This is a genomic window from Limnohabitans sp. WS1 (assembly GCF_003063265.1).
Lineage (GTDB): Bacteria > Pseudomonadota > Gammaproteobacteria > Burkholderiales > Burkholderiaceae_C > Limnohabitans_A.
In genome coordinates this window covers 139,068-165,838 of record NZ_NERU01000007.1, presented here as the reverse complement: position 1 = coordinate 165,838, position 26,771 = coordinate 139,068, and the positions used below count along the sequence as shown (strand labels likewise).

Sequence of the window (26,771 nt, the reverse complement as noted above, 5' to 3'; positions counted from 1 at the left end):
ATGCATTCTATGAAACCGAACTTTCTTTTGGGTCTTTCTTTGACAACAGCCTTGCTCAGCAGCAGCTTGAGCGCCATGGCGCAGGCACCGCAAGCACCATCAAACAGCCCGCCGCCGCGAGAACAGGCTGCCCCAAGCCAGGTCCAGACTTTCACCTTGGCCAATGGCATGACACTGTGGGTCAAACCCGACCGTCGCGCCCCCACGGCGGTGCACATGGTCTGGCTGCGCGTGGGCTCCATGGACGAGGTGGATGGCACCAGCGGTGTGGCCCATGTGCTGGAGCACATGCTGTTCAAAGGCACGCCCACTTTGGCTGTGGGAGAGTTCTCGCGCCGTGTGGCCGCTTTGGGCGGACGCGAAAACGCCTTCACCGCCAAGGATTACACCGGCTATTACCAGCAAATTCCCTCCAGCCAGCTTGAAGCCGTGATGCGTCTGGAGTCGGACCGCTTTGCCAACAACCAGTGGCCCGATGCCGAATTTGCCAAAGAGCTGGAGGTGGTGAAAGAAGAGCGCCGCTTGCGCACCGACGACAACCCCCGCGCCCAATTGCACGAAATGCTCTCGGCCACGGCCTTGTCGGCCTCGCCCTACCGCCGCCCCATCGTTGGCTGGATGAGCGACCTGGAGGCCATGACGGCGCAAGACGCCCGCGATTTTTACCGCAAGTGGTACACCCCTGCCAATGCGGCCGTGGTGGTGGCGGGCGATGTGGACCCGCTGCAAGTCAAGGCACTGGCTGAGAAGTATTACGGCAGCATCCCGATCCGCGCCGTGCCCGATCGCAAACCCCGGGAAGAGCCCGCGCAGCAAGGCTTGCGCCGCTTCGAATTCAAAGCCCCGGCCGAGCAGTCGTATGTGGCCTTGGCTTTCAAAGTGCCGCGCTTGGTGAGCCTCGCGGCCTCGCCCGAACATGACGATGCCCTCGCCTTGACGGTGCTGGCCGCTGTGCTCGATGGCTACAGCGGCGCGCGTCTGGACCGCGCCCTGACCCAAGGTGAAAACCGCCTGGCCGACAGCGCGGGGGCTTACAACGGACTCATGGGGCGTGGGCCGCAGTTCTTTTACCTGGAAGGTGTGCCCGCCAAAGGCCAAACGCCGCAAGCGCTGGAAGCGGCCTTGCGGGCCCAGGTGCAACGCGTGGCTACCGAGGGCGTGAACGAGGCCGAGCTGCAGCGCGTCAAAACCCAATGGGTGGCCAGCGAAATTTACAAGCTCGATTCGGTGTTTAACCAAGCGCGTGAGTTGGGCGTGGCCTGGACACTGGGTTTGCCGCCAGACTACGGGGCGCAGCTGATCGCCCGGCTGAGGCAGGTCACGCCTGCCCAGGTGCAGGCCGTGGCGCAAAAGTATTTTGGTGACGACAGCCTCACTGTGGCCACCTTGTTGCCCCAGCCTATGTCGGGCCAGCCCCGGGCGCGTCGCGCCCTGCCCGGTGCCCGCCATTAAAGCGCTTCATGAAAGTTTCAAACCCCATGTTCCTCATCCCTTCCTTGAACGCCCTGGCTTGGCGGCGCACGGCCTTGACGCTGGCCTGTTGGGCCGCGGCCAGCTGGGCGCACGCTTCCTTGCCCATCCAGCACTGGACCCAGCCCAGCGGTGCACGGGTGTACCTGGTCGAGAGCCAGGCCATCCCCATGGTCGATGTGCAGATCGACATCGACGCGGGCAGCCGCCGTGACCCGGCGGCGCAGGCTGGCCTGGCCTCGGTCATGGCCGGGCAAATGGCCAACGGCACCCGTGCCGAGCCGCAAGTGCAAGGGAAGGGCCAAGGCCCTTACCCCCAGGCCCTGGACGAAAACCAGATCGGTGAGGCCTGGGCCGATTTGGGTGCCAGCTTTGGTGCCAGTGCAAGCGGTGACCGCATGAGCTTTGGCCTGCGCAGCCTGAGCTACCCCGATTTGCTGGACAAAGCCGTGGCACTGGCGGCCCGGCAAATGGCGCACCCGGCTTTTCCCGAGGCCATGTGGCTGCGTGACCGCGAACGCATCAGCGCCTCCATCCGGGAATCACTCACCAAGCCCGGCACGGTGGTGCAGCAACGCTTTGCACAAGCCGTGTATGGCACGCACCCCTATGGTTTTCGGGCCACCCCCGAGAGCTTGTCGCGCATCGGTGTGCAAGATCTGAAAAACCTGCACGCCCAGGCCCTGCGCGCTTGCCGCGCCACGGTGAGTGTGGTGGGCGCTTTGACCCGCGCCCAAGCCGATGCCTTGGTGCAGCGCCTGCTGGCGCAGTGGCCCCGTGAGTCAGGCTGCGCCAGCTTGCCGCCCGTGCCCGAAGTGGCCCCTTTGGCCGCTGCGGAAAACCTGAACTTGCCTTTTGACTCGGCCCAGGCCCATGTGTTGATTGGCCAGCCCGGCTACAAACGCACCGACCCCGACTTCTTTGCCCTGCTGGTGGGCAACCACATTTTGGGCGGGGGTGGTTTTGTTTCGCGCCTGACCGAGCAGGTGCGCGAAAAACGTGGCCTGAGCTACAGCGTCTACAGCGGTTTTGCCCCAGGCCAGCACGCCGGAGCCTTCACCGTGGGCCTGCAAACCCGCCCCGACCAGGCCAAGCAAGCCGTGGCAGTGGCCCAAGAGGTGGTGCAAGGCTTTGTGCGCCAGGGCCCGACCGAGGCCGAGCTGACAGCGGCCAAATCCAACCTGGTGGGCGGCTTTGCCCTGCGCATCGACAGCAACCGCAAGCTGCTGGACAACGTGGCCAACATCGCCTGGAACCGGCTGCCGCTGGACTACCTGAACACCTGGACGCGGCAGATCGAGCGCGTCAGCGCCGCCGATGTGCAACGCGCCATGGCCCGGGTGCTGCAGCCCGAGCGCATGGTCACGGTGGTGGTGGGCGCTGCGCCCTGAAAGGTCTGCAGGTGGCCAACATGCAGGGCATTGCCCCTGTAGGAGCGACGCCCTCGTCGCGAAAACCTTCACAGACCACGACCTATCGCCCCGAGGGCGGGGCTGCTACAAAATGCAGGGCATCTCCCTGTAGGAGCGACGCCCCCGTCGCGATCGCCCCTCGCAGACCACCTCCCATCGCCCCGAGGGCGGGGCTCCTACAAAAAGATCATCGCCCCGAGGGCGGAGCTCCCACAATCACAACATGCGTTCAGCCGCATGGCCTGTCGGAAGGCAGCATCAAGGCAAGCCTATCGCGTGAGTTGATCTGATGCCCAACCGCGCTCAAGCCCGCCCCAAAGCCAGCTGCATGCTTTCCTTGACCTCTTCCATCACCACATAGCTGTGTGACTCGGCGGGCACCGGGATGTTTTTGAGCAGCTTGCCCAGCAAACTGCGGTAATCGCTCATGCCCTTCAGGCGTGCCTTGATCAGGTAGTCAAAACTGCCCGACACCAAGTGGCACTCCATCACCTCGGGCAGGGCCTGCATGGCCGCACGCACTTTCTCGAACACCTCGTCCGATTTGCTGGACAGGCGAACCTCCACAAACACCAGCAGCGTGCGCCCCAGCGCCTGGGGGTGCAGGTGCGCGTGGTAACCGGTGATCACGCCTTCGCGCTCCATGCGGCGCACCCGCTCGGTGCAGGGTGAGGCCGACAGGCCCACCCGTTCGGCCAGCTCGGTCATGCTCAGACGGCCTTGGGCCTGCAGGGCGTCCAGGATTTTCAGGTCGATGCGGTCGAGTTCGGTCATTTCACTGCGCGGCCTTCATGGGGAATGGGGTGTTCGGTGTCTTTCACTGTCATGAGTTTGATTTTCAATGAAATTCACTGACAAGTGGTTCTTAGAATCCATTTCATTGCAGATTTAAGAGGCCATCTCCATGAAAGTCCTTGTTTTGGGTTCGGGTGTCATTGGCACCACCACCGCCTATTTTCTGGCCCGCGCCGGGGCCGAGGTCACCGTGATCGACCGCCAAAGCGGCCCCGCCATGGAGACCAGCTTTGCCAACGCCGGGCAGGTCTCGCCGGGTTACTCCACGCCGTGGGCGGCCCCCGGCATTCCTTTGAAGGCGATCAAGTGGTTGTTTCAAAAACATGCCCCTTTGAGCCTGCGTCCGGACGGCAGCCTGTTCCAATTGCGCTGGTTGATGAGCATGCTGGCCCAGTGCAATGGGGCCGACTACGCCACCAACAAAGAACGCATGATGCGCCTGTCCAACTACAGCCGCGATGTGCTGCGCCAGCTGCGGGCCGACACGGGGCTGAGCTATGAAGAACGCCAAGGCGGCACCTTGCAGTTGTTTCGCACCCAGGCCCAGCTCGATGCCGCGCACAAAGACATTGCGGTGTTGCGCGACTGCGGCGTGCCTTTTGAGTTGCTCAGCCGAGAACAGTTGGCGGGCGTTGAGCCGGGCCTGGCCGACGCTTTGCCGCGCCTGGCCGGGGGCCTGCGCTTGCCCGACGACGAAACCGGCGACTGCCACCTGTTCAGCACCCGCTTGGCGGCCATGGCCGAGGCCGCCGGTGTGCGTTTTGAGTGGGGGCAGGACATCGCCGCGCTTGATGTGCAAGGCGGCCGTGTGCAAGGGGCGTGGGTGCAAGCAGCTTCTGGGCCGGAGAAGGGTCAGCCCCTGCGCCATGTGGCTGCCGACCGTGTGGTGCTGGCGCTGGGTGTGCAGTCAAGGGCCTTGTTGCAACCTTTGGGCATGAACTTGCCGGTCTACCCGGTCAAGGGCTACTCGCTCACCTTGCCCTTGGTCGATGCGGCGCGGGCACCGGTCTCGACGGTGCTGGATGAAAGCTACAAAGTGGCCATCACCCGTTTTGACCAACGCATCCGCGTGGGCGGCATGGCTGGCTTGGTGGGCTACGACCTGTCGCTCGATGAGCGCCGCCGTCAAACGCTGGAGATGGTGGTGCAAGACCTCTTTCCGGGCGGCGATGTATCCAAGGCGCAATTTTGGACAGGCTTGCGCCCGATGACGCCGGACAGCACCCCGGTGGTGGGGGCGTGCCCGGTGCAGGGGCTGTTTTTGAACACCGCGCACGGCACCCTGGGTTGGACCATGGCCTGCGGCAGTGGGCAATTGGTGACCGATTTGGTCATGGGCCACGAGCCCGCCATTGAGCACCACGACTTGGCTTGGCAACGCTACAGCCCAGGCATTCGCCGTGCGACGAAACACGGCGTTACAACTGGAGTGCCCAGCGCGTCATCAGGACTGGCGCAGGGGGCGTTGTAGTTGCAAGTTCAACAAAGTGTTGGACTGAAAACCTGATGAAAGAGTTTTGATCATGAACAAGCTGCTCGCCACCCTCGTTGCCGGTTTTTTTGCCGTCGGTGCATTCGCCCAAGCGCCCGCCTTGCCTGCGACAGCTGTCACAGCACCTGCTGCCGCAGCAGCAAACGCGACCGCAGCCAAAGCTGCGACAGCTGTTACAGCACCTGCTGCTGCCGCGAACGCGACTGCAACCAAAGCCGCGACTGCTGTCGCAGCACCTGCCGCAGCCGCGACTGCTGCAACAGCTGTCACTGCACCTGCTGCGGCCGTGGCCACAGCCAAAGATGCCAAAGCTGATATGACGGCCACTGCAAAAGAGAAGGCGGAAAGTCGCGCCAAAGCCAAAGCCGAAAAGAAAGCGGCCAAAGCCGCCGCCAAGGCACAAGCCAAGGCGGATGCCAAAGTGGCGGCTGTCAAGTGATGACACGGGACCCGCGTTCACGCGGAGTCCCTGACCTTGTTGAAAAAAAACCAGCGTGATGCTGGTTTTTTTTCGTCTGGCTTTGTTGTGAGCCACAGGTGTCCAGCAGTGACGCTGGAAGCTGCGCTGTTTCTCGTCCATGTCCAGGTCAGATCGCGTTCGCAGTGGGCAGCGGCCTTTACACTTGTGCACCATGCCCTCATCGAAAACATCACGCTCATCGACCCATGCCGCAGCTTCCAAACCTGCAGCCCGAAAACCTGTTGCCAAAACCCCCAAAGGCCCGCCCTCGCACGAGATCCGCATCATCGGCGGGCAGTGGCGGCGCACCCGCTTGAAGGTGATCGACAAACCCGGTCTGCGCCCCACGCCCGACCGTGTGCGCGAGACGCTGTTCAACTGGCTGGGTCAGGACCTGAACGGCTGGCGCTGCGTGGACGCGTTTGCGGGCACGGGCGTGCTGGGCCTGGAGGCTGCATCGCGCGGCGCGGCCCATGTGCTGATGGTCGAGCAAGACGCGGTTTTGGTGCGCGATTTACAAGACAACGCCACCCGCCTCAAAGCCAGCATGGTCAGTGTGCAGCGCGGCGACGCGGTGAGCACTTTGGGCCGGTTGCCTGCGGGCAGTGTGGACCTGGTGTTCATTGACCCGCCTTTTGACGGCCCATGGTTTGAGCCAGCCCTGAAAGCCGCCACCCGGGCTGTGCCCGTGGGGGGCTGGATTTATTTGGAAGCGCCTGTGGCTTGGCCCACAGAGACATTGACAGCCTTGGGGCTACAGTGCGAACGCCACCTCAAAGCAGGCGCGGTGCACGCCCATTTGTTGCAACGGGTCAGCCCTGAATCTGCACCCACCTCGATTGCCACCCCTGCTGAAGGAGACACGCCATGAGCCGATCTGCCAACACCGCTGTGACAGCTGTTTATTCCGGCACCTTTGACCCGCTCACCCTGGGCCACGAAGACGCGATCCGTCGCGCTGCCCAAATGTTTGACGAGGTCATCATTGCCGTGGCTGTGGCACATCACAAAAAAACCCTGTTCAGTCTGGACGAGCGCGTGGCCCTGGCGCAAGCGGCTTTGGCCGACTGCCCGAACGTGAAGGCGCTGCCGTTTGACGGCCTGATCGTCGAGTTTGTGCGTTCGCAAAACGCTCAGGTCATCGTGCGCGGCCTGCGCTCGGTGACCGATTACGACTACGAAACGCAAATGTCGGGCATGAACCGCCACTTGGCACCGGAAGTGGACACCGTGTTTTTGCACACCAGCGCCCATGTGCAGCACATCAGCAGCACCTTGGTGCGTGAAATTGCCAAGCTGGGTGGCGATGTGTCGGGTTTGGTGTCGGCTCCCGTGCTCAATGCCTTGCAGGGCAAAGTGGCCACCAAGCATTGAGACACCCTCTGTGGGAGCCCACCCCGTGGGCGATAGGCGTGGGACGTGCCCCGAAGATTTCCCCCACAGGGGTGGGCCCCTACAAAATGCAGGCATACCCCTTGTGGGAGCGGCGCCCCCGCCGCGATAGAGCCTCGCAGACCACCACCCCCATCGCACCGAGGGCGGTGCTCCTACAAATTCACAGCTCCGCGCCTTCGACCAAAAAGCGCACCCGCTTTTGCCCTTGCCACTCGTCGGCGTCCAGCCGATAAGCCAGTTTGACCCGTGAGGGCAAAGGCTCGGTGCGGCCAAACCAGATGCCGTCCACCGGCTGGCCCTGGTGCTTCATCTTGAGCGACAGGTGTTTCTCGCCCACCAAGCGCTGCGACACGATCTCGATCTCTTCGCAAAAAACCGGTGGTGCAAAGCCCTGGCCCCAAACCTCGTGGTGCAGCATGTCCACCAAATCCACCCGGCGGTATTCGGCAGGCAGCGGCCCATCGGTTTCCAGGCGGCGTTGCAGTGTGGCGGCGTCCAGCCATTCCATGGCCACTTGGTTCAGGGTTTCTTCAAACACATCCAGATGCTCTTCGGCAATGGTGCAACCCGCCGCCATGGCGTGACCACCAAAACGCAGGAGCACGCCCGGGGCGCGTTTGGCCACCAGGTCCAGCGCATCTCGCAAATGAAAACCCGCAATCGAGCGGCCCGAGCCTTTGAGTTCATGCTCTTTGCCCGGGGCGCTGCTGGCCGCGAAAACGAACGTGGGGCGGTGCAGCTTGTCCTTGATGCGCGAGGCCACGATGCCGACCACACCCTCGTGAAAATCCGGGTCGAACACACAAATGGCGGGCGGCGGCTCGTCGCCTTCGTCAAACAGGGACTCGGCCATCTCCATGGCCATCTCGCGCATGTCGCCCTCGATCACGCGGCGTTCGCGGTTGATCGCATCCAGCTGTTTGGCCAGCTCGTCGGCGCGGCCCGCGTCGTCGGTCAGCAGGCACTCGATGCCCAGCGTCATGTCGGCCAGGCGGCCGGCCGCGTTGATGCGTGGGCCCAGTGCAAAGCCAAAATCAAAGGTCGTGGCCTTGGCGGTTTCGCGACTGGCAGCGCGCATCAGCGCGGCCATGCCCGGCGGCAAGGCTCCGGCCCGTACGCGCCGCAGACCTTGCGCCACCAAGCGGCGGTTGTTGGCGTCGAGCTTGACCACGTCGGCCACGGTGCCCAAAGCCACCAGCGGCAGCAGGGCGTCCAAGCGCGGCTGGGTGCTGGCGTCAAACACGCCGCGCTGGCGCAGCTCGGCGCGCAGGGCCAACAGCACATAAAACATCACGCCCACACCGGCGATGGACTTGCTGGTGAAGCTGCAGCCGGGCTGGTTGGGGTTGACGATGACCTCGGCGCTGGGCAGTTCATTGCCGGGCAAGTGGTGGTCCGTCACCAGCACCTGCAGGCCCAGGGCTTGCGCGGCTTGCACGCCCGCCACGCTGGCTATGCCGTTGTCCACGGTGATCAACACATCCGCCCCTTGCGCGTGCACCCGCTCGGCAATCGGTGGGGTCAGGCCGTAGCCGTCGACCACGCGGTCGGGCACCAAGTAGCTCACGTTGCGCGCCCCCAGCATGCGCAGGCCGCGCACACCCACGGCGCAGGCGGTTGCGCCGTCGCAGTCGTAATCGGCCACGATGCACAGGCGCTTGTTTTGCGCGATGGCATCGGCCAGCAGCTTGGCCGCTTCTTGTGTGCCCAACATGCCGGCCGGGGGCAGCAGCAGGTTCAGGGCGTCGTCGAGTTCGTCTTTGGACAACACGCCGCGTGCGGCATACAGGCGGGCCAGCAGCGGGTGGATGCCCGCTTGTTCCAGCGCCCAGGCGCTGCGGGGGGGCACATCTCGGGTGAGCAAATTCATGGGGTGATCAGGTGGTGATGAGGGCTTGGAGGGCCGCTGCAGGAGAGGGTTTGTTGAACAGCCGGGTGATTCTTTGGTGCCAAGCGGCCGGTGCGGCGGTGTAGGTGTGGGCTGTGTGTTCGCTGCACAGGCTGAGCTGGCCTTGGCCAGTCGCTTTCAGGTGTTGCAACAGCTCGGCCACGGCCGTGGCATCGAGTTGCTGCCAGGCTTGCCGCCAGGTCTGCAGATCGCCATGCAAAGCGCTGGAGCGCAGGGCGTCTGACACGGTCACTGTCTCGGTCATGGGCGGCGCAGCGGCAGGTGTGACCGCAGGCAGCGTGCCCGCACCGTGCAGCCAAAAGGCGTTGACGGTGTGTTGCCTGCGGGCGTCACGGGCGTCGTTGACGGGGTGGTTGTAAAGCAGCATCTGCATCTCGCTTTGAAGGCGTTGCAGGGGCCGGGCGGCGGGGTGCTGGGGCATCCAGTCTTTCACGTTCTGGCCGATCACCCGGTCGAGCGAGGCGGTGGGCAGGTCGGCCAGCATTGCGCCTTGAACGTGCCACATCAAAGCGCTGTGCCAGGTCACTTGCAGACCGTCTTCTTGCAAAAACGGCTGCATGGCTTGCAGCAGTTGCCGCGACTCATCGTCAGACAGGTGCAAATGCGCGGGGTCGGCCATCACCACTTGGTCCATGCCGATTTGCCAGTGACAAGGCGTCATCCAGGCTTGGGGCTCGGCGCTGGGCTGGCCTTGCTGCGCCCGGTGCCAAGCGGCCCAGGGGAGGGTGGGGGCGTCAGGTGCCCAGCCCAGGGCCTGGGCTTGCAAGCGTTCGTGGGGCAGGTGCAGCGGTGTGGCTTCGGAGTCTTGCAGCACCTGCTGGCGCTGCAGCAGGCTCAGCAGGGTTTGCAAATGGGGCAGCTGCCAACCGTCCCAGACTTCGGGGCCGGTGAAGGCGTGGCTGGCCGCATAGGGAATGATCAGGTGCATGGGGCCTGATTGTCGCAGGCCCCATGAAAGGCAGTTGGGTCGGTTCAGCGTGCAGCGCCCAACGCCCACCCTCAGCGTTTCAAAGCAGCGGCTTCGGCAGCGCAGTCGGTGCGGTCGGACTTCAGGCCTTTAGTCCGGGCGGCGGCAATCTCGGCTTTGGCCAGCTTGGCCTGGGCTTGGAACACCGGGTCGGCTTGCAGACGGGCCACAGCGGCAGCGCCCACCACGCGTCCGGCTTCCAGGTCGCTTTGCCAGTGCACGCCACACACCATGCGGCTGTCGCCAAAGGCGTGGCCGCGTTGCACCAAGGCGTTGGCCTTGTCAGGGGCCAGGCCCGCCAGGATCAGGCCCCAGGCCCAGCCCAAAGCGGCGTGGCCGGAGGGGTAGGCGCCGTCTTTGGACAGGTGCGCTTCTTCCTTGGGCGAGCAGGTGGTTTCACCCAGCTCGGCAAAGGGGCGCTTGCGGTTGTAGTGGTCTTTGGCCTTGTAGGTGGCAAAGCCCGCGTCCACCAGGCTGCGGCGCAGCAGCATGTTCAGGTGGGGCGTGGCCTCTTGCGAGATCGGCATGTCCAGGGCACACGAGAACACCCCGGCCGCTTCGGGAAACTTCAGGTTCACGTCCTTGAGGGCGTATTCCCAACGCGGTGTGTTGCGCAGGGCGCGGGTTTGCTGGTGCAGCTGCAAGTCGGCCGCCTGGCGGGCCGAGCCGGGGGCGGGTGGGGGTGGCACCAAGGCCAGGCTGTCGGGCAGTTCCTTGCGGTCGATGTAGCCGTTCAGGTAGCCCGAGCCCTTGCGGAACTCGCCCACCACTTCGGGTGAGGTCGGGGGCACTGGGGCTTGTGTCGGGGCGGTTTGGCAGGCGCTGAGCGCCAGCCCGGCGGTGATGCCAAGACAAAGGGTGCGGGCGGTGTGCTTGAAATTCATGAAATGTGTCTTTGAGTGAGGTTCCATGGGGGCATGAAGACGTGCATCAAGCCGGTCGATGGAGGGCCATGCCTCCAAACGAGGTGGGGCAAGTTTTGAAGAAAAGTCTTGGCCAAATCGTCACTGGCGTGACTTTTTGCGTGAAAACACCGAGATCGCTGTGTTCAGGCCCCACAACCCTTGGCCCCCGCTGGCGCAGGCCAGGGCAGGGTGCCCTTGGCAAACGATGTTGTTCAAATCGGCGGGTTCACAAGGGTTCCAGTCGCCAGAGTTACTGAGGCTATGGTTGACCCTAATGGTCTGTGCAGGCATTGGGTATAAATTTTGACGAGGCGGGTGCCAGTCGGTCCCGGCTGTACAAATCAAAAGGAGACACCCATGTTCAATCGCTCGCGTCGTACTTTGGTGGCCAGCGCTGTTGCTGGCTTGGCTTGTTTGGCAGCCGCTGTGCCTGCAGCTGCGCAAAACTACCCCGCACGCCCCATCACCATGATCGTGCCTTGGGGGGCGGGTGGTGGTACCGATGCGGTGGCCCGCATCGTGGCCAGCTTGCTCGAAAAAGACCTCGGCCAACCCGTCACCGTCGTCAACCGCACCGGCGGCAGCGGTGTGGTGGGCCATGCGGCCATTGCCTCGGCCCCCGCTGACGGCTACACCATCGGTCTGGCCACGGTCGAAATTGGCATGATGCATTGGCAGGGCCTGACACAGCTAACAGGCGCTTCTTACACCCCCATCGGTCTGGTCAATGCCGACCCGGCGGGCATCCAGGTGCGCGCCGATTCGCCTTACAAAAACGTGAACGATTTGCTCGCCGCCATCAAGGCCAACCCCGGCAAGTTCAAAGCCTCGGGCACAGGCCAGGGCGGCATCTGGCATTTGGCCATTGCCGGTTTGTTGCTGGACCAAAAAATCGACCCTGCTGCTCTGCCTTGGGTGCCCAGCAATGGCGCAGCGCCTGGCTTGCAAGACATGGTGGCCGGTGGCGTGGAAGTGGCACCAGTGTCCCTGCCTGAAGCGCGTTCGCTGATCGATGCGGGCAAGGTCAAGAGCTTGGCCATCATGGATGCCAAGCCTTCTACGCTGTACCCCAATGTGCCCACCCTGAAATCGGCCACTGGCAGCAACTGGACCATGGCAGCTTGGCGCGGTGTGCTCGCACCCAAGGGTTTGCCTGCACCGGTGCAAGCCAAATTGGCCGAGGCGGTGCGCAAGGCCGTGGCCAGCAAAGAGTACAACGACTTCATGACCAGCCGCGGCTTGGGCGTGATTTATGGCGGGCCGGATGACATGGCCAAGTTCATGGCCAAGTCCGATGCCGAAATGGGCGTGACCATGAAGGCTGTGGGTCTGGTCAAGTAAGACTGTCCATGAAAATCAACGACGCTTTTTGGGGCGTCTTGCTCATGGCCTTGGGCGCTGCGGTGCTCTGGGCTGTGCGCGGCTACCCCAACATCCCCGGTCAGCCGGTTGGGCCGGCTTTGTTTCCGGGCTTGATTGCGGTGGGTCTGTGTGCAGGCGGGGCCTTGCTGGTCTGGCAAGGCTGGCGAGACCGTGCCCACGGTCCTTGGCTGGAGTGGGAAGACTGGGTGCGTTCGCCACGGCACACCAAGGCGCTGGTCGCCTTGCTGGGCTCGGTGCTCTTTTACATCGTGCTGTCTGATGAGTTGGGATTTTTCATCACCTCATTTTTGATGCTGGTGACCTTGTTCAGATCCTTGCAAGTGGCTTGGGGACGATCGGTCTTTTGGGCGGTGGTGGCTACTTTGGTGGTTCACTTTGCCTTTTACAAGTTGCTTCGTGTCCCTTTGCCTTGGGGCATCTTGACGCCGCTGGCCTGGTAAGGCGACTTTCACCACTTTCAACCCTAATGACTTTGTCGGTCTGAGGAGTCTTATCCCATGTGGACAGCCATTGGCCAAGCTTTTTCGATGGTGTTTGAACCCTACACCTTGATGGTGATGGTGCTCGCCTCCTTGTATGGTTTGTTCGTCGGAGCGGTGCCGGGCTTGACCGCCACCATGGCCACTGCGCTGTTGGTGCCCGTGACCTTTTTCATGCCGCCCATACCGGCGGTGGCGGCCATGGTCACCGCCACGGCGATGGCCATTTTTTCGGGAGACATCCCGGGTTGTTTGCTGCGAATTCCGGGCACACCGGCATCGGCGGCTTACACCGACGAAGCCTTTGCCATGACCCGCAAAGGTCAGGCCGAGAAAGCGCTGGGTGCAGGCCTGGTGTTCTCTGCGGTGGGCGGCTTGTTTGGCACGGTAGTGCTGATCGTCGCTGCGCCTGCCTTGGCCGACTTTGCGCTGAATTTCAGTTCCTTCGAATACTTCTGGCTGGTGCTGTTGGGCCTGACTTGCGCGGTCTTCATCTCCACCGGTTCGCCGGTCAAGGGCCTGATGATGTTGTTCCTGGGCTTGTTGGTGGCCTGTGTGGGGCTGGGTAACCCGGCAGGTTTTCCGCGCTTTACCTTTGGCAACACCGAAATGTCGGGCGGCATCGGCATGATCGCCATGATGATCGGCATGTTTGCCATCTCCGAAATCATCCGCTACGTGGTGGACACCAGCCCGCCTGCTGAGTTGGTGGTGGAGGAGGTGGGTGGTGTGCTCAAGGGCCAATGGGCCTTGGCCAAGAAATATCCCAAGCAGATTTTGCGAGGCAGTGTGCTGGGCACCGCCGTGGGCGCTTTGCCGGGCGCAGGCGCCGACATCGCGGCATGGATGTCGTATGCCATGAGCAAGAAGTTCTCCAAAGAGCCCGAGAAATTTGGCACCGGGCATGTGGAAGGCATTGTGGAGTCGGGCTCGGCCAACAACAGTGCCTTGGCGGGGGCCTGGATTCCGGCTTTGGTGTTTGGCATTCCGGGTGACTCGATCACGGCGATTGTGATCGGTGTGCTGTACATGAAGAACATGAACCCCGGCCCGACTTTGTTCACCACCAATCCGCAAAACATTTATGCGGTGTTTTTGCTGTTCATTGTGGCCAACCTCATCATGATTCCCTTGGGCATTTTGTGCATCAAGGTGGCCAAGCGCATCCTCAGGGTGCCGCGTGAAATCCTGATGCCGATGATCTTGCTGTTTTGTGTGGTCGGCACGTTTGCCATCAACAACTCGGTGTTTCAGGTGGGTGTGATGCTGGTCGCAGGCATCCTGGCTTATCTGCTGGAGGCCAATAAATTTCCGGTGGCTCCGGCGATTTTGGGCGTGGTGCTGGGCGGCATGCTGGAAGAAAACTTCATCACCTCAATGATCAAGTCCAATGGCGACTTGACCGCTTTTGTTGCCCGACCCATCGCACTGGGTTTGGCCATTCTCACCGCTTTGGTGTGGTTTGCACCCCTGCTCTTTCGCATGCTGCGAAAACCTGCCCCTGCGGCTTGATGCGAGGGGTCTGGACTCGCAGTGTTGGCGCTGTCTCTCTTTGTAGGAGCGGCGCCCCCCCCGCGATAGCGCTTCGTGGACCTCTACACTTCGCCCCGATGGTGAGATGCCTGCACAGTCACGCAGGGCTTTGACCCACACGGTCCTTCGCTTCAAACCGCTGAGGGCACAGCGATTTTGAACTTCTCGGCCCAAGGCACCAGCATGGGCATGATGTTCGGGTAAAGCGTCACGCCTTGGCTGGCGCTGTCGGCCTTGAGTTTCAGGCCGCGTTCACCTGGCGTGCGCACCCAGCGGTCGGGCTGTGCGGGCCGCGAAGCATGGCATTGGCGTGAGACCTCGTCCATTTGCGTGTTGAAGGCGCTTTGGCCTGCAAAAGCGCGGGGGTCGATGATTTGCAAAAACACCGTGGCGCCCCAGCCCTCTGGCGCATCGGCGCGGCCGTGGCCGGCCAGGCCACCCGTCAGCGCTTCGACCATCCAGCTCAGGCCATAGCCTTTGTGGCCCGAGTCCATGCCCCCGAGCGGCAAGATCGTGCCCTTGGGTTCATTGAACAGCACAGCCGGGTCGCGGCTGGGCTGGCCGTGGCCATCCATCACCCACTCGGCAGGCAGCAAACCGCCTTCTTTGTGCAGGCGGTTGGTCATGCCGTTGGTGGTGGACGAAGTGGACACATCGATCAGCACCGGCAAGCCCGATGTGGGAATGCCCACCGACATGGGGTTGGGCGTGAACACCGGGTCCAGCCCGCCAAAGGGGGCGATGCTGGCAGCGTTCGGGTCGGAGCAATGCAGCAGCATCATGAAGCCCTGATCCGTCACGCGCTGGTGGTAGGCGGCCAGGCAGGCAATGTGGTGGCTGCGCCGAATGACCACGGTGCAAGTGCCTTGTGTGCGTGCGCGTTGAGTGGCCAAGTCGATGGCTTGCAGCACCAGCCAAGGGCCAGGCAGGCGCTGGCCATCCCAGGTCACAGCAGCTGGGTGGTCCGACACCACCAGGGGCTGACCGTCTTTGCGCATCTTGCCCGCTTCCAGCTCGGCCAGATAAGGCGCCAGCAAGGCCAGGCCATGGGTGGTGTGGCCCAGCAAGTCACCTTCCAGCAAGACGTCAGCCACGGCCTGTGCCTTGTCGGGCGGCAAGCCTGCGGTTTGCAATAGTTGGTCGGCAAAAGCCAAAAGGTCAGCAGCAGCGTAGTTCATGGGCTTCATCATAAAAACAAGCCTGCCAAGTCCTGTCACGCTGCGGACTCGCTACGAAATCCGAGTTCTAAAACCACCAAGCCACGGCATAAGGAATCAGCATGGCCCCCGCGATGCCATGCAGCCCCATGCCCAGGCTGGCATAAGCCCCGGCCTCGGCGTTCACGCTGAAAGCGCGTGAGGTGCCAATGCCGTGCGCGGCCACGCCCAGGGCAAAGCCGCGTTGCCACCAGGCCGTGACGCACAGGGCGTCCAGCACATAGCGGCCCAGCACCGCGCCCAAGATGCCGGTGCTGACGGCAAAAATGGCCGTCAGGGTGGGCGAGGCTTGCACGCGTTCGGCAATGCCCATCGCAATCGGCGCGGTGACCGATTTGGCCACCAAGCCGCGCACCAGCGCTTCGTCCACCCCCAGCCAACGCGCCATGCCCACCGCCGTCAGCACCGAGGTGATGCCGCCCGCCATGAGCGACAGCAGCAACACCCCCATGCGCCCCTTGAGCGAGGCAAAACCTTTGTAGATCGGAATGGCCAGCGACACCGTGGCCGTGCCCAGCAAAAAGTGCACAAACTGCGCGCCTTCAAAGTACTGGGCATAGGGCATGTCGATCACGCTGATGCCGATGCACACCACAACCACCGCAATCAACACCGGGTTGGCCAGCGGGTTGCGCTGGCTGCGCTCGTACACGGTCAGGCCCAGCAGGTAAGCGCTGAGCGTGAGCACCAAAGCCAGCAGCGGGCTGCCCGAGAGGTAGACCCAAATGTCGGAGATGGGCGGCAGGGTGTTGTTCATGGCGCGCTGTCCTTTTTGGCGAACAGTTTGAGAACCAACGCGGTGACCGCCACCGTGGCCACCACGCTCAGCACCAGCGCCGCCGTGATGGCCCAGGCGTTGGCCTGCAGAACCGGCAAATACAGCACCACGCCCACCGATGCGGGAATGAACAACAGCCCCAGGTGCTGCAAGATGCCGCTGCCCACCAGGTCCATGGACGCAGGCACATGGCCGCGCAGGGCCAAAAATGCCAGCAGCAAAACCAGGCCCAGCACGGGCCCGGGTATGAAGGGCAGGGCGAACTTGGAGAGCAGCTCGCCGAGCGCCTGGAAGAGGAAGAGTTGAACGAGGCCTTGGATCACGGCGTCGGGTTGGAGACGAATTTAACCGGTTGGTACTGTGGTTCGGTGTGTTCACACGCAGGGGCTTTGGCGCAGGGCATCTGGCACAGGTCCCGGTCGCTGACCGGGCAGGCGCGGTTGAAGGTGACGACGTGGTCCACCTCGGCCCGGATACCAATCCATTCACCCAGCTTGTGGTCGTGGTGGCTGGGCACATGGGCCATCAGCTGTTCGCCGCTGGCCAGGCGCAGGGTGTACAAAAACTCCGAACCCCGAAAGGCTTTGCGCAAAATTTGCGCCTTCACTGGCGCATCGTCGTCGTGCACGATGTCGTCCGCTCGCAGCAATACATCGCACTCGCCCCCTTCAAAGGCGCAGGGCAGGGGGCATTCGGCCACATCACGCAGCTCGCCCACCGGGGTGCTGACCAAAATGTGCCCGTCCACCTCGCGCAGTGTGGCGGGCGTGAAAACGCCATGCCCAATGAAGTCGGCCACAAAGCGGGTGGCCGGGCGGTGGTACAGGCTGTAGGCATCGTCCCACTGGTGCAGCTGGCCTTCGTTCATCACGCCAATCACGTCGCCAATCGCAAACGCTTCGAGTTGGTCGTGGGTGACCAGCAGCGCGGTGGCCTTGGCGGCTTTGAGGATGTTGCGCACTTCGTGCGCCAGGCGCTCGCGCAGGTCAATGTCCAGGTTGGAAAACGGCTCATCCAGCAGCAGCAGGTCGGGCTTGGGGGCCAACGCACGGGCCAGGGCCACGCGTTGTTGTTGCCCGCCTGACAATTCATGCGGAAAACGTTTTTCTGCACCATCGAGCCCAACAAGTTGCAGCACTTCAGCCACGCGTGCTTGGCGTTCGGATTTGGGCACATGGCTCAGGCCAAAGCCCACATTGCGGCCCACGTCCATGTGCGGAAACAGGGCGTAGTCCTGAAACACCATGCCGATGCGGCGGCGCTCGGCCGGTTCGGTGTGGTCTTTTTCACTCACCACCCGTTTGGACAGCAAAATTTGTCCACCCGAGACAGGCTCTAACCCCGCCACGGCGCGTAGCAAAGTGGTTTTGCCGCAGCCCGAGGGCCCGATCATCACCCCGATGTCACCCGAGCGCAGCCCCAAGTTCACCCCCCTGACGGCGGGTGTGGTGCTGCCCGGGTATTGAATGTCGAGTTGGCGCAGTTCTAAAAACATGGATTCGATTGTAGGCAGGTTGCAAAAGGCGTGGGTCTTGCAGGCACGGTCTTCGTCCCCCAGCGCACCGGGCGCTTGCGGCCGAGTGGGATTGAGCCAACGCAGACCGCTTCTACAATAGCCGAATATGTTTTTGACCTTGGCCCGCCGTTTATCGGGTCTCCCCTCCTTGTTTTTTGCACTGCTGGCGTTGAGCTTGGCCTTGCCGGTTTTGGCTGTGCTTGGTTCGTGGCTGCAGTGGAGTGGCGAGAGCGCCAGCATCTTGCGCGAGATGGCCGCCACCGTGCTGCCCGATTACGCGCTGACCACCCTGGGCCTGTGCCTGATGGTGGCGGTGGGTGTGACGGTGCTGGGCCTGGCCACGGCGGCGTTGGTCACCCTGTTTGACTTTCCGGGTCGTGGTGTTTTTGAGTGGTTGTTGCTTTTGCCGCTGGCCATGCCGGCCTATGTGGTGGCGTACGCCTACACCGACTTTTTGCAGTTCAGCGGGCCGCTGCAGGTGGCCCTGCGCGAGGCGCTGGGCTTGCAGGGCCGCTTGTGGCCCGATGTGCGCAGCGTCTGGGGCGCGGCGCTGGTGTTCACTTTGTCGCTTTACCCTTATGTGTATTTGCTGGCCCGCACCGCTTTGGTCGAGCGGGCCTCGGGTTTGATGGAAGCGGCCCGCCTGCTGGGGGCCCCTTTGTCACGCCGCATCCGTGAAATTGCTTTGCCCTTGGCCCGTCCGGCAGTGGCCGCTGGTGTGGCGCTGGCGCTCATGGAAACCTTGGCCGACTTTGGTGTGTCCAGCTACTTTGGCATCCAGACCTTCACGGCGGGCATCTACAAGGCCTGGCTGTCCATGGACAACCGCATTGCCGCCGCGCAGCTGGCCACGGTGTTGCTGGCGGTGGTGGTGGTCTTGCTGCAGCTGGAGCAACGCGCCCAAAAGCGCATGCGCTTTAACCAGGGGCGCGGCTCGCGTCAGGGCTCGGCCGAGGCGCAGCCGGTGCAGTTGCACGGCACGCGCCGCGTGCTGGCGTGGACGGTCTGCAGCTTGCCTGTGCTGCTGGGCTTTGTGCTGCCGGTGCTCATCATGCTGCGGGCTTTTGTGGGCGAGACGACCGAGATGCCTTGGGAGCGCTTTGGCCAGTGGGCCTGGACCAGCTTGCGTCTGGGTGCGGTCACGGCGGCGTTGGCCGTGGGCGTGGCGCTGGCGCTGGCTTTCAGTGTGCGCACGCGGGCCGACCGCATCAGCCAGGGGGCCATTCAGTTGGTGGGCTTGGGGTATGCCATTCCTGGGGCGGTGGTGGTGGTGGGCTTGCTCTTGCCCGTGGGCTGGATTCAGCAGACCTGGCCTGCCTCGTCGGCGGGGGCCTGGATCACTGCCACATCACTCGGCTTGGTGTGGGCTTACCTGGTGCGCTTTTGTGCGGTGGCTTTGCAGTCGGTGCAAAGCGGCTATGCCCGCATTCCGGCCAGTCTGGACGACTCGGCCCGCATGCTGGGCGTGACCGGCTGGGGCCTGATGCGCCGGGTGCATGCACCGCTGCTTCAGCGCACCACCATCGCCGCTGCCTTGCTGGTGTTTGTGGACGTGATGAAAGAGCTGCCCGCCACCATGGTGTTGCGGCCCTTCAACAGCGACACTCTGGCCGTGGTGGCCTACCAGCTGGCCCGCGACGAGCGCCTGGGCGAAGCGGCCTTGCCCTCGCTGGCGCTGGTGCTGGTGGGGCTGATTCCGGTGATTTTGCTCAGCCGGACTTTGCGCCAAACCCGCTGAAGGCTTGCCAAAGACCCGCCTGTTTGTGGCCCAGAGTCCAAACCACACCGTGGCCCCACAAGGCTTTGAGGTGCTGCCGGACACCCTTTGGTCAAGGCAGCTTCCCATCAGGCGGGGCTGGGCTGTGTTTGTACAAAGACTGCTCCTCGATGATTTGCCGGATGATGGCCCGGGCATGGTCTTCGGTGATGTTGTATTCGGTGCGCAGGTGCTCAATGGTCCGCTTTTCTTGCTCATCCAGGTGCCCGTCTTTGAGCACTTCCTCGACCTCGGTGGTGAACTCGATTTCCTGGGTGCGCACGCGTGAGGCAAAAGCCGATGCCACGATACCGGTGAGCAAGGCCACGGTGAACACCCCCGACAAGGCGGTGAACGACCCGATGACCTTGCCCCACGCCGAGATGGGGGTTACATCGCCATAACCCACTGTGGTGATGGTGATGATGGACCACCACATGGCCTGTGGAATGGTGCCAAACTGCTCGGCTTGCAAGTCGTGTTCGGCAAAGTGCATCAGGCATGCGGTAAAGAGGATGGTGATGGCCAGCAGATAAAGGGCCGAGATGAAGGCCCCTCTTTCGGCATAGATGGATGCCATCAAATCTTCCAAGGCCGTGGAGTAATGCGACAGCTTCAAAATGCGCATGACCCGCATCACACGCAAAAAGCGCAAGTCCAGGCCCGGCACCAAGGCCTGTAAAAAGAAGGGCAAGACGGCCAGCAAATCGACCAGTCCGTGAAAACTCAGCACATACCCGATGCGGCGGCGGCGGACACTGTGATGGGCGTGTTGTCGTTCTGCTGCCGTCCAGATCCTCAGCAGGTATTCCACAGAGAAAAAAAGCACCGACAGCGCATCAAAAATCGCCAAAGCCCGGCCATACCGCGCTTCGATGGACGGCACCGATTCCAGCACCACTGCCACCACATTGCCCAGCACGATCAAGGTCAACACCCACGAAAACAGCCAGGCTGCTTGGCGGTGTTCGTGGCTCTGGTTTTCCAGGATTTGAAAAAGACGTCGCCGCAGCGAGGCAGGTGAATTCATGGTCAGACCTCCAGTGTCGCAGTCCATCAGTTTGCATCCCAGTGCAAGACTAGCGCAGGGTATTTGCAGGCAGACGAACGGTGGTTTCCGGTGTTTACTTGATTCAAATCAATCAATATAAGCTGTAACTTAAGAAAATTAACCAATACGACAATTTTCACAAAAAGGATAAATATGTTCAAACGAACCTTGCTGTTGGGGGCCATGGCTGCCGGGTGGTTGCTGACGCCTGCGCTGGGCCAAGCGCAGTTTGTGGCCAACGATGCCCGTCTGCTGGCCTCGGGCTGTTTTCAGTGCCACGGCACCAATGGCAAAAGTGGCGCTTTCGACGCTTTGGCAGGTGATGGCAAGTTGGACATGCTCAACAAGCTCAACGACATGCGCAAAAAATCAGCAGGCTCCAGCATCATGGTGCCTCACGCGCGTGGCTACACCTCTGAGCAATTGAACATGATGGCCGATTACTTTTCAAAACAAAAATAAGGTGCATCCATGACCTCCCCATTTGAATTTTCTTTGTCTCGTCGTCATCTTCTGGCCAGCTTGGGCGCTGGAGCTGTGTGTGCCACCACATTCCCTGCGTTTGGTTTGACCGCACCCGTTCAAAAAATTGTGGTCATCGGTGGCGGCATGGCCGGTGCGACGGTTGCCAAATACCTGCGCTTGTGGAGCAACAAGGCCGTCGAGGTCACCATCGTTGAGCCCTCAACGACATATGTGTCGAACATCATGAGCAATTTGGTGGTGACGGGTCAGTACGCACCCGCCTTGCTCAATTACAACTGGAGCAACCTGATCAAAAACCACGGCATCAAACTGGTCAAGGGTTCGGTCAGTCAGGTGACGGCCAATGGCTCAGGCTGGAGCGTGAGTGTCACCGGTGTGGCTGCTCCCTTGCTGTGCGATCGCGTGGTGGTGGCACCGGGCATCAGTTTTGACCCGGTGCTGGACAATATTGCTCAGCCTGTGGCTGTTTTGCACGCATGGCAGGCCGGCCCACAAACCACGCAGTTGCGCGATTTGCTGGCGGCATTGCCGCCCACAGGCACTTTGGTCATGACCATCCCGCCAGCACCCTATCGCTGCCCCCCTGGCCCTTATGAGAGGGCTTGTGTGATCGCCGATTATTTGAAGCGCAACAAGCCGGGTGCCCGCATTGTTGTGCTGGACGCCAACCCCGATGTCATGGCCGAGCCTGCCAACTTCAAAAACGCTTTCAGCACTCTGTATGGCGCTAATCTGGTTTACTTGCCCGGTCGAAAAGTCAAATATGTCACCTCAGGCATCAGTCCTTACAGTGGAAAAGTGACAGTAGACATTGTCGGAACCGGTTTTGTGGAAGAGTATTCGGGTGACTTGCTCAACATCATTCCGACGCAAAGAGCCGGCGCGATTGCACAAGCACTGGGGCTTTGCGACAGCACGGGTTTTGCCCCCGTAAACGGGATCTCATTTGAAAGCACCTTGCGCCCGGGCATTCATGTCATTGGGGATGCCGCGAAAACATCGCTGCCCAAAGCCGGTCACGTTGGCAACCAGGGAGCCAAAATCTGCGCCGATGCGATGTTGCGCATCTTGTCCAACCAAGCACCCTACGCAACGCCCACCGCCAATTCGGCCTGCTACTCACCCCTGAGCAGCACCGTGGCCTCTTGGCTCACGGCCGTTTACCAATATGAACAACAGCCTGACAGCAGCTGGAAATACGTGGCCAGGGACCACATCAGCACCACGACCGGCCCTACAGAAGCGGCCAGCGCCAGCACAGGCAATTTCACCAAAATGAACACTTGGTACAAAACCCTGATGACCGAAACCTACTCTTGAGGGTTGGTGTTTCGTCAAACCGCCATGGGGTGGCGGTTTGGTGGGATTCAAACGCCCATAAAAAAACACCCAGCACGCGAGCACTGGGTGTTTTTTAAATACGTAAGCTAGTATTGCTTTTTTAACTAATTTGTTCTTGTTGCAACCGTATAGTTAAAGGTTTCACCAGTTTCCTGAATCGTAAATGAATAATTCAAATTAACAGTTACCCCTTGAGTGAAAGGTGTCTGCAGACTAAACAAGACTGTTTGTCCCGCTGTAATTATTTGGCCGTTACTAAGGCCGTTAAAAAATGGCGTAATTAGTGAACTGGTTGTTAAATTTATTGCTTGCAAATTCGTTACAGTGTAATTTTGCCCACTTGCAATAAGTTTAAATGAAGTGATTGTAAAGAAAGCCGAACATCCACTTCCCAAACAAGTTGAATTATTTGAATTAGATGCATTTATTGTGTATGGAAGAGTTAATAAAGTATCTACGCAATTAAAAAAACAAATACTTTCGAGCGTTTGCTTAAGAGTAATTGAGTTAGGAGAAGAAGCATTTACAGAAACTGTTGAAACAGTGCTGCTTACTTTTCCGTCATTGACAACCAGAGAAGCTACGTATGCACCAGCAACATCTGCAGTGAATGTTGGCATTGCCGATGTACCACTGCTTAATATAGCTGTACTGCCAGCTGGTTTGCTTGTCAATGACCAGCTGTATGTCAATGCATCGCCATTTGCATCGCTGCTGTTACTACCGTTTAAAGTTACTAGATTTCCAGCCGTTATATTTTGTGCTACACCAGCATTTGCAACTGGTGCTGCGTTTTCGACTGTTGCATTCACCGTTACTGTTGAAACAGTGCTGCTTACTTTTCCGTCATTGACAACCAGAGAAGCTACGTATGTACCAGCAACATCTGCAGTGAATGTTGGCATTGCCGATGTAGCACTGCTTAATATAGCTGTACTGCCAGCTGGTTTGCTTGTTAATGTCCAGATAAATGTTAAAGCGTCATTATTGGCATCGCTGCTGTTACTACCGTTTAAAGTTACTAGATTTCCAGCCGTTATATTTTGTGCTACACCAGCATTTGCAACTGGTGCTGCGTTTTCGACTGTTGCATTCACCGTCACTGTTGAAACAGTGCTGCTTACTTTTCCGTCATTGACAAACAGAGAAGCTACATATGCACCAGCAACATCTGCAGTGAATGTTGGCATTGCCGATGTAGCGCTGCTTAATATAGCTGTACTGCCAGCTGGTTTGCTTGTTAATGTCCAGATAAATGTTAAAGCGTCATTATTGGCATCGCTGCTGTTACTACCGTTTAAAGTTACTAGATTTCCAGCCGTTATATTTTGTGCTACACCAGCATTTGCAACTGGTGCTGCGTTTGCCACTGTTGCATTCACCGTTACTATTGAAACAGTGCTGCTTACTTTTCCGTCATTGACAACTACAGAAGCTACGTATGCACCAGCAACATCTGCAGTGAATGTTGGCATTGCCGATGTAGCACTGCTTAATATAGCTGTACTGCCAACTGGTTTGCTTGTTAATGACCAGCTGTATGTCAATGCATCGCCATTTGCATCGCTGCTGTTACTACCGTTTAAAGTTACTAGATTTCCAGTCGTAATATTTTGTGCTACACCAGCATTTGCAACTGGTGCTGCGTTTTCGACTGTTGCATTCACCGTCACTGTTGAAACAGTGCTGCTTACTTTTCCGTCATTGACAAACAGAGAAGCTACATATGCACCAGCAACATCTGCAGTGAATGTTGGCATTGCCGATGTAGCGCTGCTTAATATAGCTGTACTGCCAGCTGGTTTGCTTGTTAATGTCCAGCTAAATGTTAAAGCATCATTATTGGGATCGCTGCTGTTACTGCCGTTCAAAGTCACAGTTGCACCAACAAGAATGTTTTGTATTTGTCCAGCATTAGCAACGGGTGTCGTATTCGTCGAAGAAGGCTCTGTGTTGGTTTCATTGCTACCGCCTCCACAAGCTACAAGCAGTGCAACAGCAATTGCTGTCAACGTCAATTTGAAAGCTGTTTTCACTTTTTGTCCTTTGATTATTACAATTGTGAAAATTTTATTTTATTTTTGTAAACATGTAAATAATAAAAATGACAATTAATTAAACTACTTTGTGTTGTAATTAATTTTTTTCCAAAATAATAGCTAATTTATGTTATTAAAATATCTATAAGTAATATTTATGTATGGTTGACGTAATGCCCATCTGAAAAATTCAGTCCATTAAAGAAGCCAGCTTGAACCTCAAACTGAACGCCAAAAAAACACGCAAGCAAATGCTGTGTATGCAGTTCTGCCAGTGCTTGCGTCAATCTTCAAGCGCAGTTCTGCCAGTGTGACCGCCGCTATTTGTGCAAACGAGTGTGTTTGGTGTGCTAATCCCAGCCGCTGTCTGTATCTGGCTTCGTCATACAAGTCACACGCACGGGCAATGGCGTGTTCCACGCTGGCTTTGCCTGTTGTTTGGCGGTGCCAAGTGCCATCTGCAAGTTTGTAGCGGCATTGGTACAGCAGGCTGCGGCTGCGACGATACACAACCACTTCACCGTCTCGCAAGTGGAGGGTTTGTGGCTTTGCGGCGGCAAGTTCTGCAGTCCAGTGTTGTGCTGAGGGTTGTCGCTTGCCCACCAACTGCAGTTGTTTGACAAGCCTGCTCATTTTGGATGCTGGCTCAGCGTGTGTGCAAAGTGCTGGCAGCGTGGGCGTATGGTTTCAAACACCCATAAAAAAACACCCAGCACGCGAGCACTGGGTGTTTTTAGTTTGTGACTGGTGGGACCAGCGGGGGTCGAACCCACGACAAACGGATTAAAAGTCCGCTGCTCTACCAACTGAGCTATGGTCCCACATCAAGCCCTCTATTATAGTATGCCTTTAAGCCAAAACTGAGGCCTTGAACGTTTTTTACTTGGCTTGGCCTGTCTGGCGGTGCTGAGTTGGCTTGAGGGCACCCCAATCCACACCCTTGCGCCTGATTTTTGGACAAGCAACATGCTCAATTTTTGTGCAATGCCCATGGGGCATGGGCTTGTGTTGCTTTGATGACCGTGGCGCAGGTCAACAGCCATGCGGGCAGGGGCGTCGCCCGGGGCCAATGGGCTGGCCTTAGTTCGATCTGTGCATAAGCAAAGAACAAATCAATGGTTGGTCTTTTGACAAAAAAGGTCACAATCCTTCGATTTCTCAGTCTGACTGAAAACCGTCCACATCGATAGAAAATACAAGCATGGCCAAAACTACAAAAGACCAAGCACTGACCGAATCGGAAGAGGTGTTTGAAAAAGCTGCCGAAGTGTTTCGCGTCATGTCCGCGCCCATGCGCCTGCGCATCATCAGCTCACTGTGCAATGGCGAAAAAAACGTTGGGGAATTGCTCACCGAAATCGACACCACCCAGCCCAATATGTCGCAACACCTGAACACACTCTACCAAGCCGGTGTGCTGGGCAAGCGTCGAGAAGGGGTACAAATTTACTACCGCATCATCAATGACCGGGTGGTCACGTTGTGCCGTGCTGTGTGTGTGCAAATCGCCAGCGAAGCCGGTTGAAAGAACGGCGTCAGTTTGGAGCCGGGTTTTCACGGGCTCGCATTGGATCATGATCCGGCTAATATTCATCCATAAGGAGTCACGAATGAAGCGTCATCTGTTGCTGGTTACCGGTTTACTGGCCTGCACCCTGTCTTGGGCCGAAATCAAAGTGGTTTATCACCTGAGCGAAGGCATCCCCCAAGCTTCGCGTGCCATAGGCAACATCCGAAATCACTTGGCCGCAGACCCGACTGCCAAAATCGTGGTGGTCACCCATGGGCTGGGCATCGACTTTTTACTTGACGGTGCCACCAACCAGATGGACCAGCCATTTTCTGGCAGCGTCAGTGATCTGGTCAGCAAAGGCGTGGAGTTCCGTGTGTGCAACAACACCTTGGTGTCGCGCAAAATCTCGGCCGACAAGCTACTGATGGAAGCCAAAGTGGTGCCCTCAGGTGTGGCCGAAGTGGCCAAGCTGCAGGCCAATGAGAAATTTGTCTATCTGCGCCCCTGATGGGCATTGAGGCGTTCGTTCGCCCCGTCTGTTTTTTTCGAGGAAAACCCATGAAGATTCAACACGCTTTGACAGCGGCTGCACTGGTCGCCCTGTCTGGCCTGGCCCAAGCCCAGGTCGATCCGCTGCAGGTGCGCAGCTGGGCCGCTTCTTGTTCTGCTTGCCACGGCACCGATGGCCGTGCACAGCCGGGCATGATTTCATTGGCCGGTGTGCCCAAAGAAGTCACCATTCAGAAAATGCTGGACTACAAAGCCGGTCGCGTGCCTGCTGCCACCATCATGCACCAGCTGGCCAAGGGCTATTCCGACGAGCAAATCGCCGCCATCGCTGGCTACTTTGCCGCCCAGAAGAACTAAGGAAAAA

Annotated in this window: 25 protein-coding genes and 1 tRNA gene; 15 read left to right on the top strand and 11 right to left on the bottom strand. The window is 59.7% G+C overall.

Going from position 1 to position 26,771, the window contains the following annotated elements; translation table 11 throughout:
- The first annotated feature begins 9 nt into the window (after window positions 1-9).
- Window positions 10-1,452, top strand: a complete 1,443-nt coding sequence (locus B9Z48_RS11110) for a pitrilysin family protein (protein ID WP_108378393.1) — start codon at window positions 10-12, stop codon at window positions 1,450-1,452.
- 8 nt (window positions 1,453-1,460) lie between these two features.
- Window positions 1,461-2,861, top strand: coding sequence for a pitrilysin family protein (locus B9Z48_RS11105; RefSeq protein WP_108378391.1), 1,401 nt, complete (start codon window positions 1,461-1,463; stop codon window positions 2,859-2,861).
- 324 nt (window positions 2,862-3,185) lie between these two features.
- Here the strand turns inward: B9Z48_RS11105 and B9Z48_RS11100 are convergent, their stop codons facing one another.
- On the bottom strand, window positions 3,186-3,656 hold the full coding sequence (locus tag B9Z48_RS11100) for a winged helix-turn-helix transcriptional regulator (RefSeq protein WP_108378389.1): 471 nt from the start codon (window positions 3,654-3,656) through the stop codon (window positions 3,186-3,188).
- Between the two features lie 130 nt (window positions 3,657-3,786).
- Here B9Z48_RS11100 and B9Z48_RS11095 point away from each other — a divergent pair, with 130 nt between their 5' ends.
- The 4 genes from B9Z48_RS11095 (at window position 3,787) to coaD (ending at window position 7,003) form a co-directional block, all read left to right on the top strand.
- Complete coding sequence (locus B9Z48_RS11095; RefSeq protein WP_108378387.1) at window positions 3,787-5,148, top strand: D-amino acid dehydrogenase; 1,362 nt, start codon at window positions 3,787-3,789, stop codon at window positions 5,146-5,148.
- A gap of 52 nt (window positions 5,149-5,200) precedes the next feature.
- Entirely contained in the window at window positions 5,201-5,608 is a 408-nt protein-coding gene (locus tag B9Z48_RS11090; protein WP_108378385.1) for a hypothetical protein, read from the top strand.
- A gap of 193 nt (window positions 5,609-5,801) precedes the next feature.
- On the top strand, window positions 5,802-6,500 hold the full coding sequence (gene rsmD / locus B9Z48_RS11085) for a 16S rRNA (guanine(966)-N(2))-methyltransferase RsmD (RefSeq protein ID WP_108378383.1): 699 nt from the start codon (window positions 5,802-5,804) through the stop codon (window positions 6,498-6,500).
- Window positions 6,497-7,003 carry a pantetheine-phosphate adenylyltransferase gene (gene coaD, locus B9Z48_RS11080; RefSeq protein WP_089957364.1) on the top strand — a complete coding sequence of 169 codons (507 nt, stop codon included), beginning with the start codon at window positions 6,497-6,499 and terminating at the stop codon, window positions 7,001-7,003. The genes rsmD and coaD overlap by 4 nt, the downstream gene beginning before the upstream one ends.
- A 181-nt stretch (window positions 7,004-7,184) precedes the next feature.
- Here coaD and recJ read toward each other — a convergent pair whose 3' ends face one another.
- From recJ to B9Z48_RS11065, 3 genes are all read right to left on the bottom strand, one after another.
- Window positions 7,185-8,894, bottom strand: coding sequence for a single-stranded-DNA-specific exonuclease RecJ (gene recJ / locus B9Z48_RS11075; RefSeq protein ID WP_108378381.1), 1,710 nt, complete (start codon window positions 8,892-8,894; stop codon window positions 7,185-7,187).
- 7 nt (window positions 8,895-8,901) lie between these two features.
- A complete protein-coding gene (locus B9Z48_RS11070) occupies window positions 8,902-9,861 on the bottom strand; it encodes a hypothetical protein (protein WP_108378379.1) in 960 nt (319 codons plus the stop codon).
- Window positions 9,862-9,932: 71 nt separating this feature from the next.
- Complete coding sequence (locus B9Z48_RS11065) at window positions 9,933-10,784, bottom strand: phosphatase PAP2 family protein (RefSeq protein WP_108378377.1); 852 nt, start codon at window positions 10,782-10,784, stop codon at window positions 9,933-9,935.
- 378 nt (window positions 10,785-11,162) lie between these two features.
- Here B9Z48_RS11065 and B9Z48_RS11060 point away from each other — a divergent pair, with 378 nt between their 5' ends.
- From B9Z48_RS11060 to B9Z48_RS11050, 3 genes are read left to right on the top strand one after another with little or no spacing between them, the layout of a single operon-like run.
- Entirely contained in the window at window positions 11,163-12,146 is a 984-nt protein-coding gene (locus tag B9Z48_RS11060) for a tripartite tricarboxylate transporter substrate binding protein (RefSeq protein ID WP_108378375.1), read from the top strand.
- An 8-nt stretch (window positions 12,147-12,154) separates the two neighbouring features.
- On the top strand, window positions 12,155-12,628 hold the full coding sequence (locus B9Z48_RS11055; RefSeq protein WP_108378373.1) for a tripartite tricarboxylate transporter TctB family protein: 474 nt from the start codon (window positions 12,155-12,157) through the stop codon (window positions 12,626-12,628).
- Window positions 12,629-12,685: 57 nt separating this feature from the next.
- Entirely contained in the window at window positions 12,686-14,179 is a 1,494-nt protein-coding gene (locus B9Z48_RS11050) for a tripartite tricarboxylate transporter permease (protein ID WP_108378371.1), read from the top strand.
- Window positions 14,180-14,331: 152 nt separating this feature from the next.
- Here the strand turns inward: B9Z48_RS11050 and B9Z48_RS11045 are convergent, their stop codons facing one another.
- The 4 genes from B9Z48_RS11045 to B9Z48_RS11030 form a co-directional block, all read right to left on the bottom strand.
- On the bottom strand, window positions 14,332-15,378 hold the full coding sequence (locus B9Z48_RS11045) for an Ldh family oxidoreductase (RefSeq protein WP_108378444.1): 1,047 nt from the start codon (window positions 15,376-15,378) through the stop codon (window positions 14,332-14,334).
- 67 nt (window positions 15,379-15,445) lie between these two features.
- Window positions 15,446-16,174: an LrgB family protein gene (locus tag B9Z48_RS11040; RefSeq protein ID WP_089957339.1), complete on the bottom strand. Its 729-nt coding sequence runs from the start codon at window positions 16,172-16,174 to the stop codon at window positions 15,446-15,448.
- The gene (locus B9Z48_RS11035; RefSeq protein WP_089957336.1) at window positions 16,171-16,518 is read right to left on the bottom strand and encodes a CidA/LrgA family protein; all 348 of its coding nucleotides are present in this window, start codon (window positions 16,516-16,518) and stop codon (window positions 16,171-16,173) included. The genes B9Z48_RS11040 and B9Z48_RS11035 overlap by 4 nt, the downstream gene beginning before the upstream one ends.
- Complete coding sequence (locus B9Z48_RS11030; RefSeq protein ID WP_108378369.1) at window positions 16,515-17,690, bottom strand: ABC transporter ATP-binding protein; 1,176 nt, start codon at window positions 17,688-17,690, stop codon at window positions 16,515-16,517. Before B9Z48_RS11030 ends, B9Z48_RS11035 begins: the two co-directional genes overlap by 4 nt.
- 127 nt (window positions 17,691-17,817) lie before the next feature.
- Here B9Z48_RS11030 and B9Z48_RS11025 point away from each other — a divergent pair, with 127 nt between their 5' ends.
- Window positions 17,818-19,449, top strand: a complete 1,632-nt coding sequence (locus tag B9Z48_RS11025; protein WP_108378367.1) for an iron ABC transporter permease — start codon at window positions 17,818-17,820, stop codon at window positions 19,447-19,449.
- A 91-nt stretch (window positions 19,450-19,540) separates the two neighbouring features.
- Here the strand turns inward: B9Z48_RS11025 and B9Z48_RS11020 are convergent, their stop codons facing one another.
- Window positions 19,541-20,497: an ion transporter gene (locus B9Z48_RS11020; RefSeq protein ID WP_108378442.1), complete on the bottom strand. Its 957-nt coding sequence runs from the start codon at window positions 20,495-20,497 to the stop codon at window positions 19,541-19,543.
- 174 nt (window positions 20,498-20,671) lie between these two features.
- Between B9Z48_RS11020 and B9Z48_RS11015 the strand changes: the two genes are divergently transcribed.
- Both B9Z48_RS11015 and B9Z48_RS11010 read left to right on the top strand, forming a co-directional pair.
- Entirely contained in the window at window positions 20,672-20,980 is a 309-nt protein-coding gene (locus B9Z48_RS11015; RefSeq protein WP_108378365.1) for a c-type cytochrome, read from the top strand.
- Between the two features lie 9 nt (window positions 20,981-20,989).
- A complete protein-coding gene (locus tag B9Z48_RS11010; protein ID WP_108378363.1) occupies window positions 20,990-22,324 on the top strand; it encodes an FAD-dependent oxidoreductase in 1,335 nt (444 codons plus the stop codon).
- 125 nt (window positions 22,325-22,449) lie between these two features.
- Here B9Z48_RS11010 and B9Z48_RS21385 read toward each other — a convergent pair whose 3' ends face one another.
- Window positions 22,450-24,381, bottom strand: coding sequence for a PKD domain-containing protein (locus B9Z48_RS21385; RefSeq protein ID WP_146186267.1), 1,932 nt, complete (start codon window positions 24,379-24,381; stop codon window positions 22,450-22,452).
- Window positions 24,382-25,129: 748 nt separating this feature from the next.
- Window positions 25,130-25,205, bottom strand: a tRNA-Lys gene (locus B9Z48_RS11000).
- 380 nt (window positions 25,206-25,585) lie between these two features.
- Between B9Z48_RS11000 and B9Z48_RS10995 the strand changes: the two genes are divergently transcribed.
- The 3 genes from B9Z48_RS10995 to B9Z48_RS10985 all read left to right on the top strand — a co-directional run bounded on the left by B9Z48_RS10995 (window position 25,586) and on the right by B9Z48_RS10985 (window position 26,764).
- Window positions 25,586-25,909, top strand: coding sequence for a helix-turn-helix transcriptional regulator (locus tag B9Z48_RS10995; protein ID WP_108378361.1), 324 nt, complete (start codon window positions 25,586-25,588; stop codon window positions 25,907-25,909).
- Between the two features lie 85 nt (window positions 25,910-25,994).
- Window positions 25,995-26,405, top strand: coding sequence for a DsrE family protein (locus B9Z48_RS10990; RefSeq protein WP_108378359.1), 411 nt, complete (start codon window positions 25,995-25,997; stop codon window positions 26,403-26,405).
- 50 nt (window positions 26,406-26,455) lie between these two features.
- Window positions 26,456-26,764, top strand: a complete 309-nt coding sequence (locus B9Z48_RS10985) for a c-type cytochrome (protein ID WP_089957315.1) — start codon at window positions 26,456-26,458, stop codon at window positions 26,762-26,764.
- Window positions 26,765-26,771: the final 7 nt, after the last annotated feature.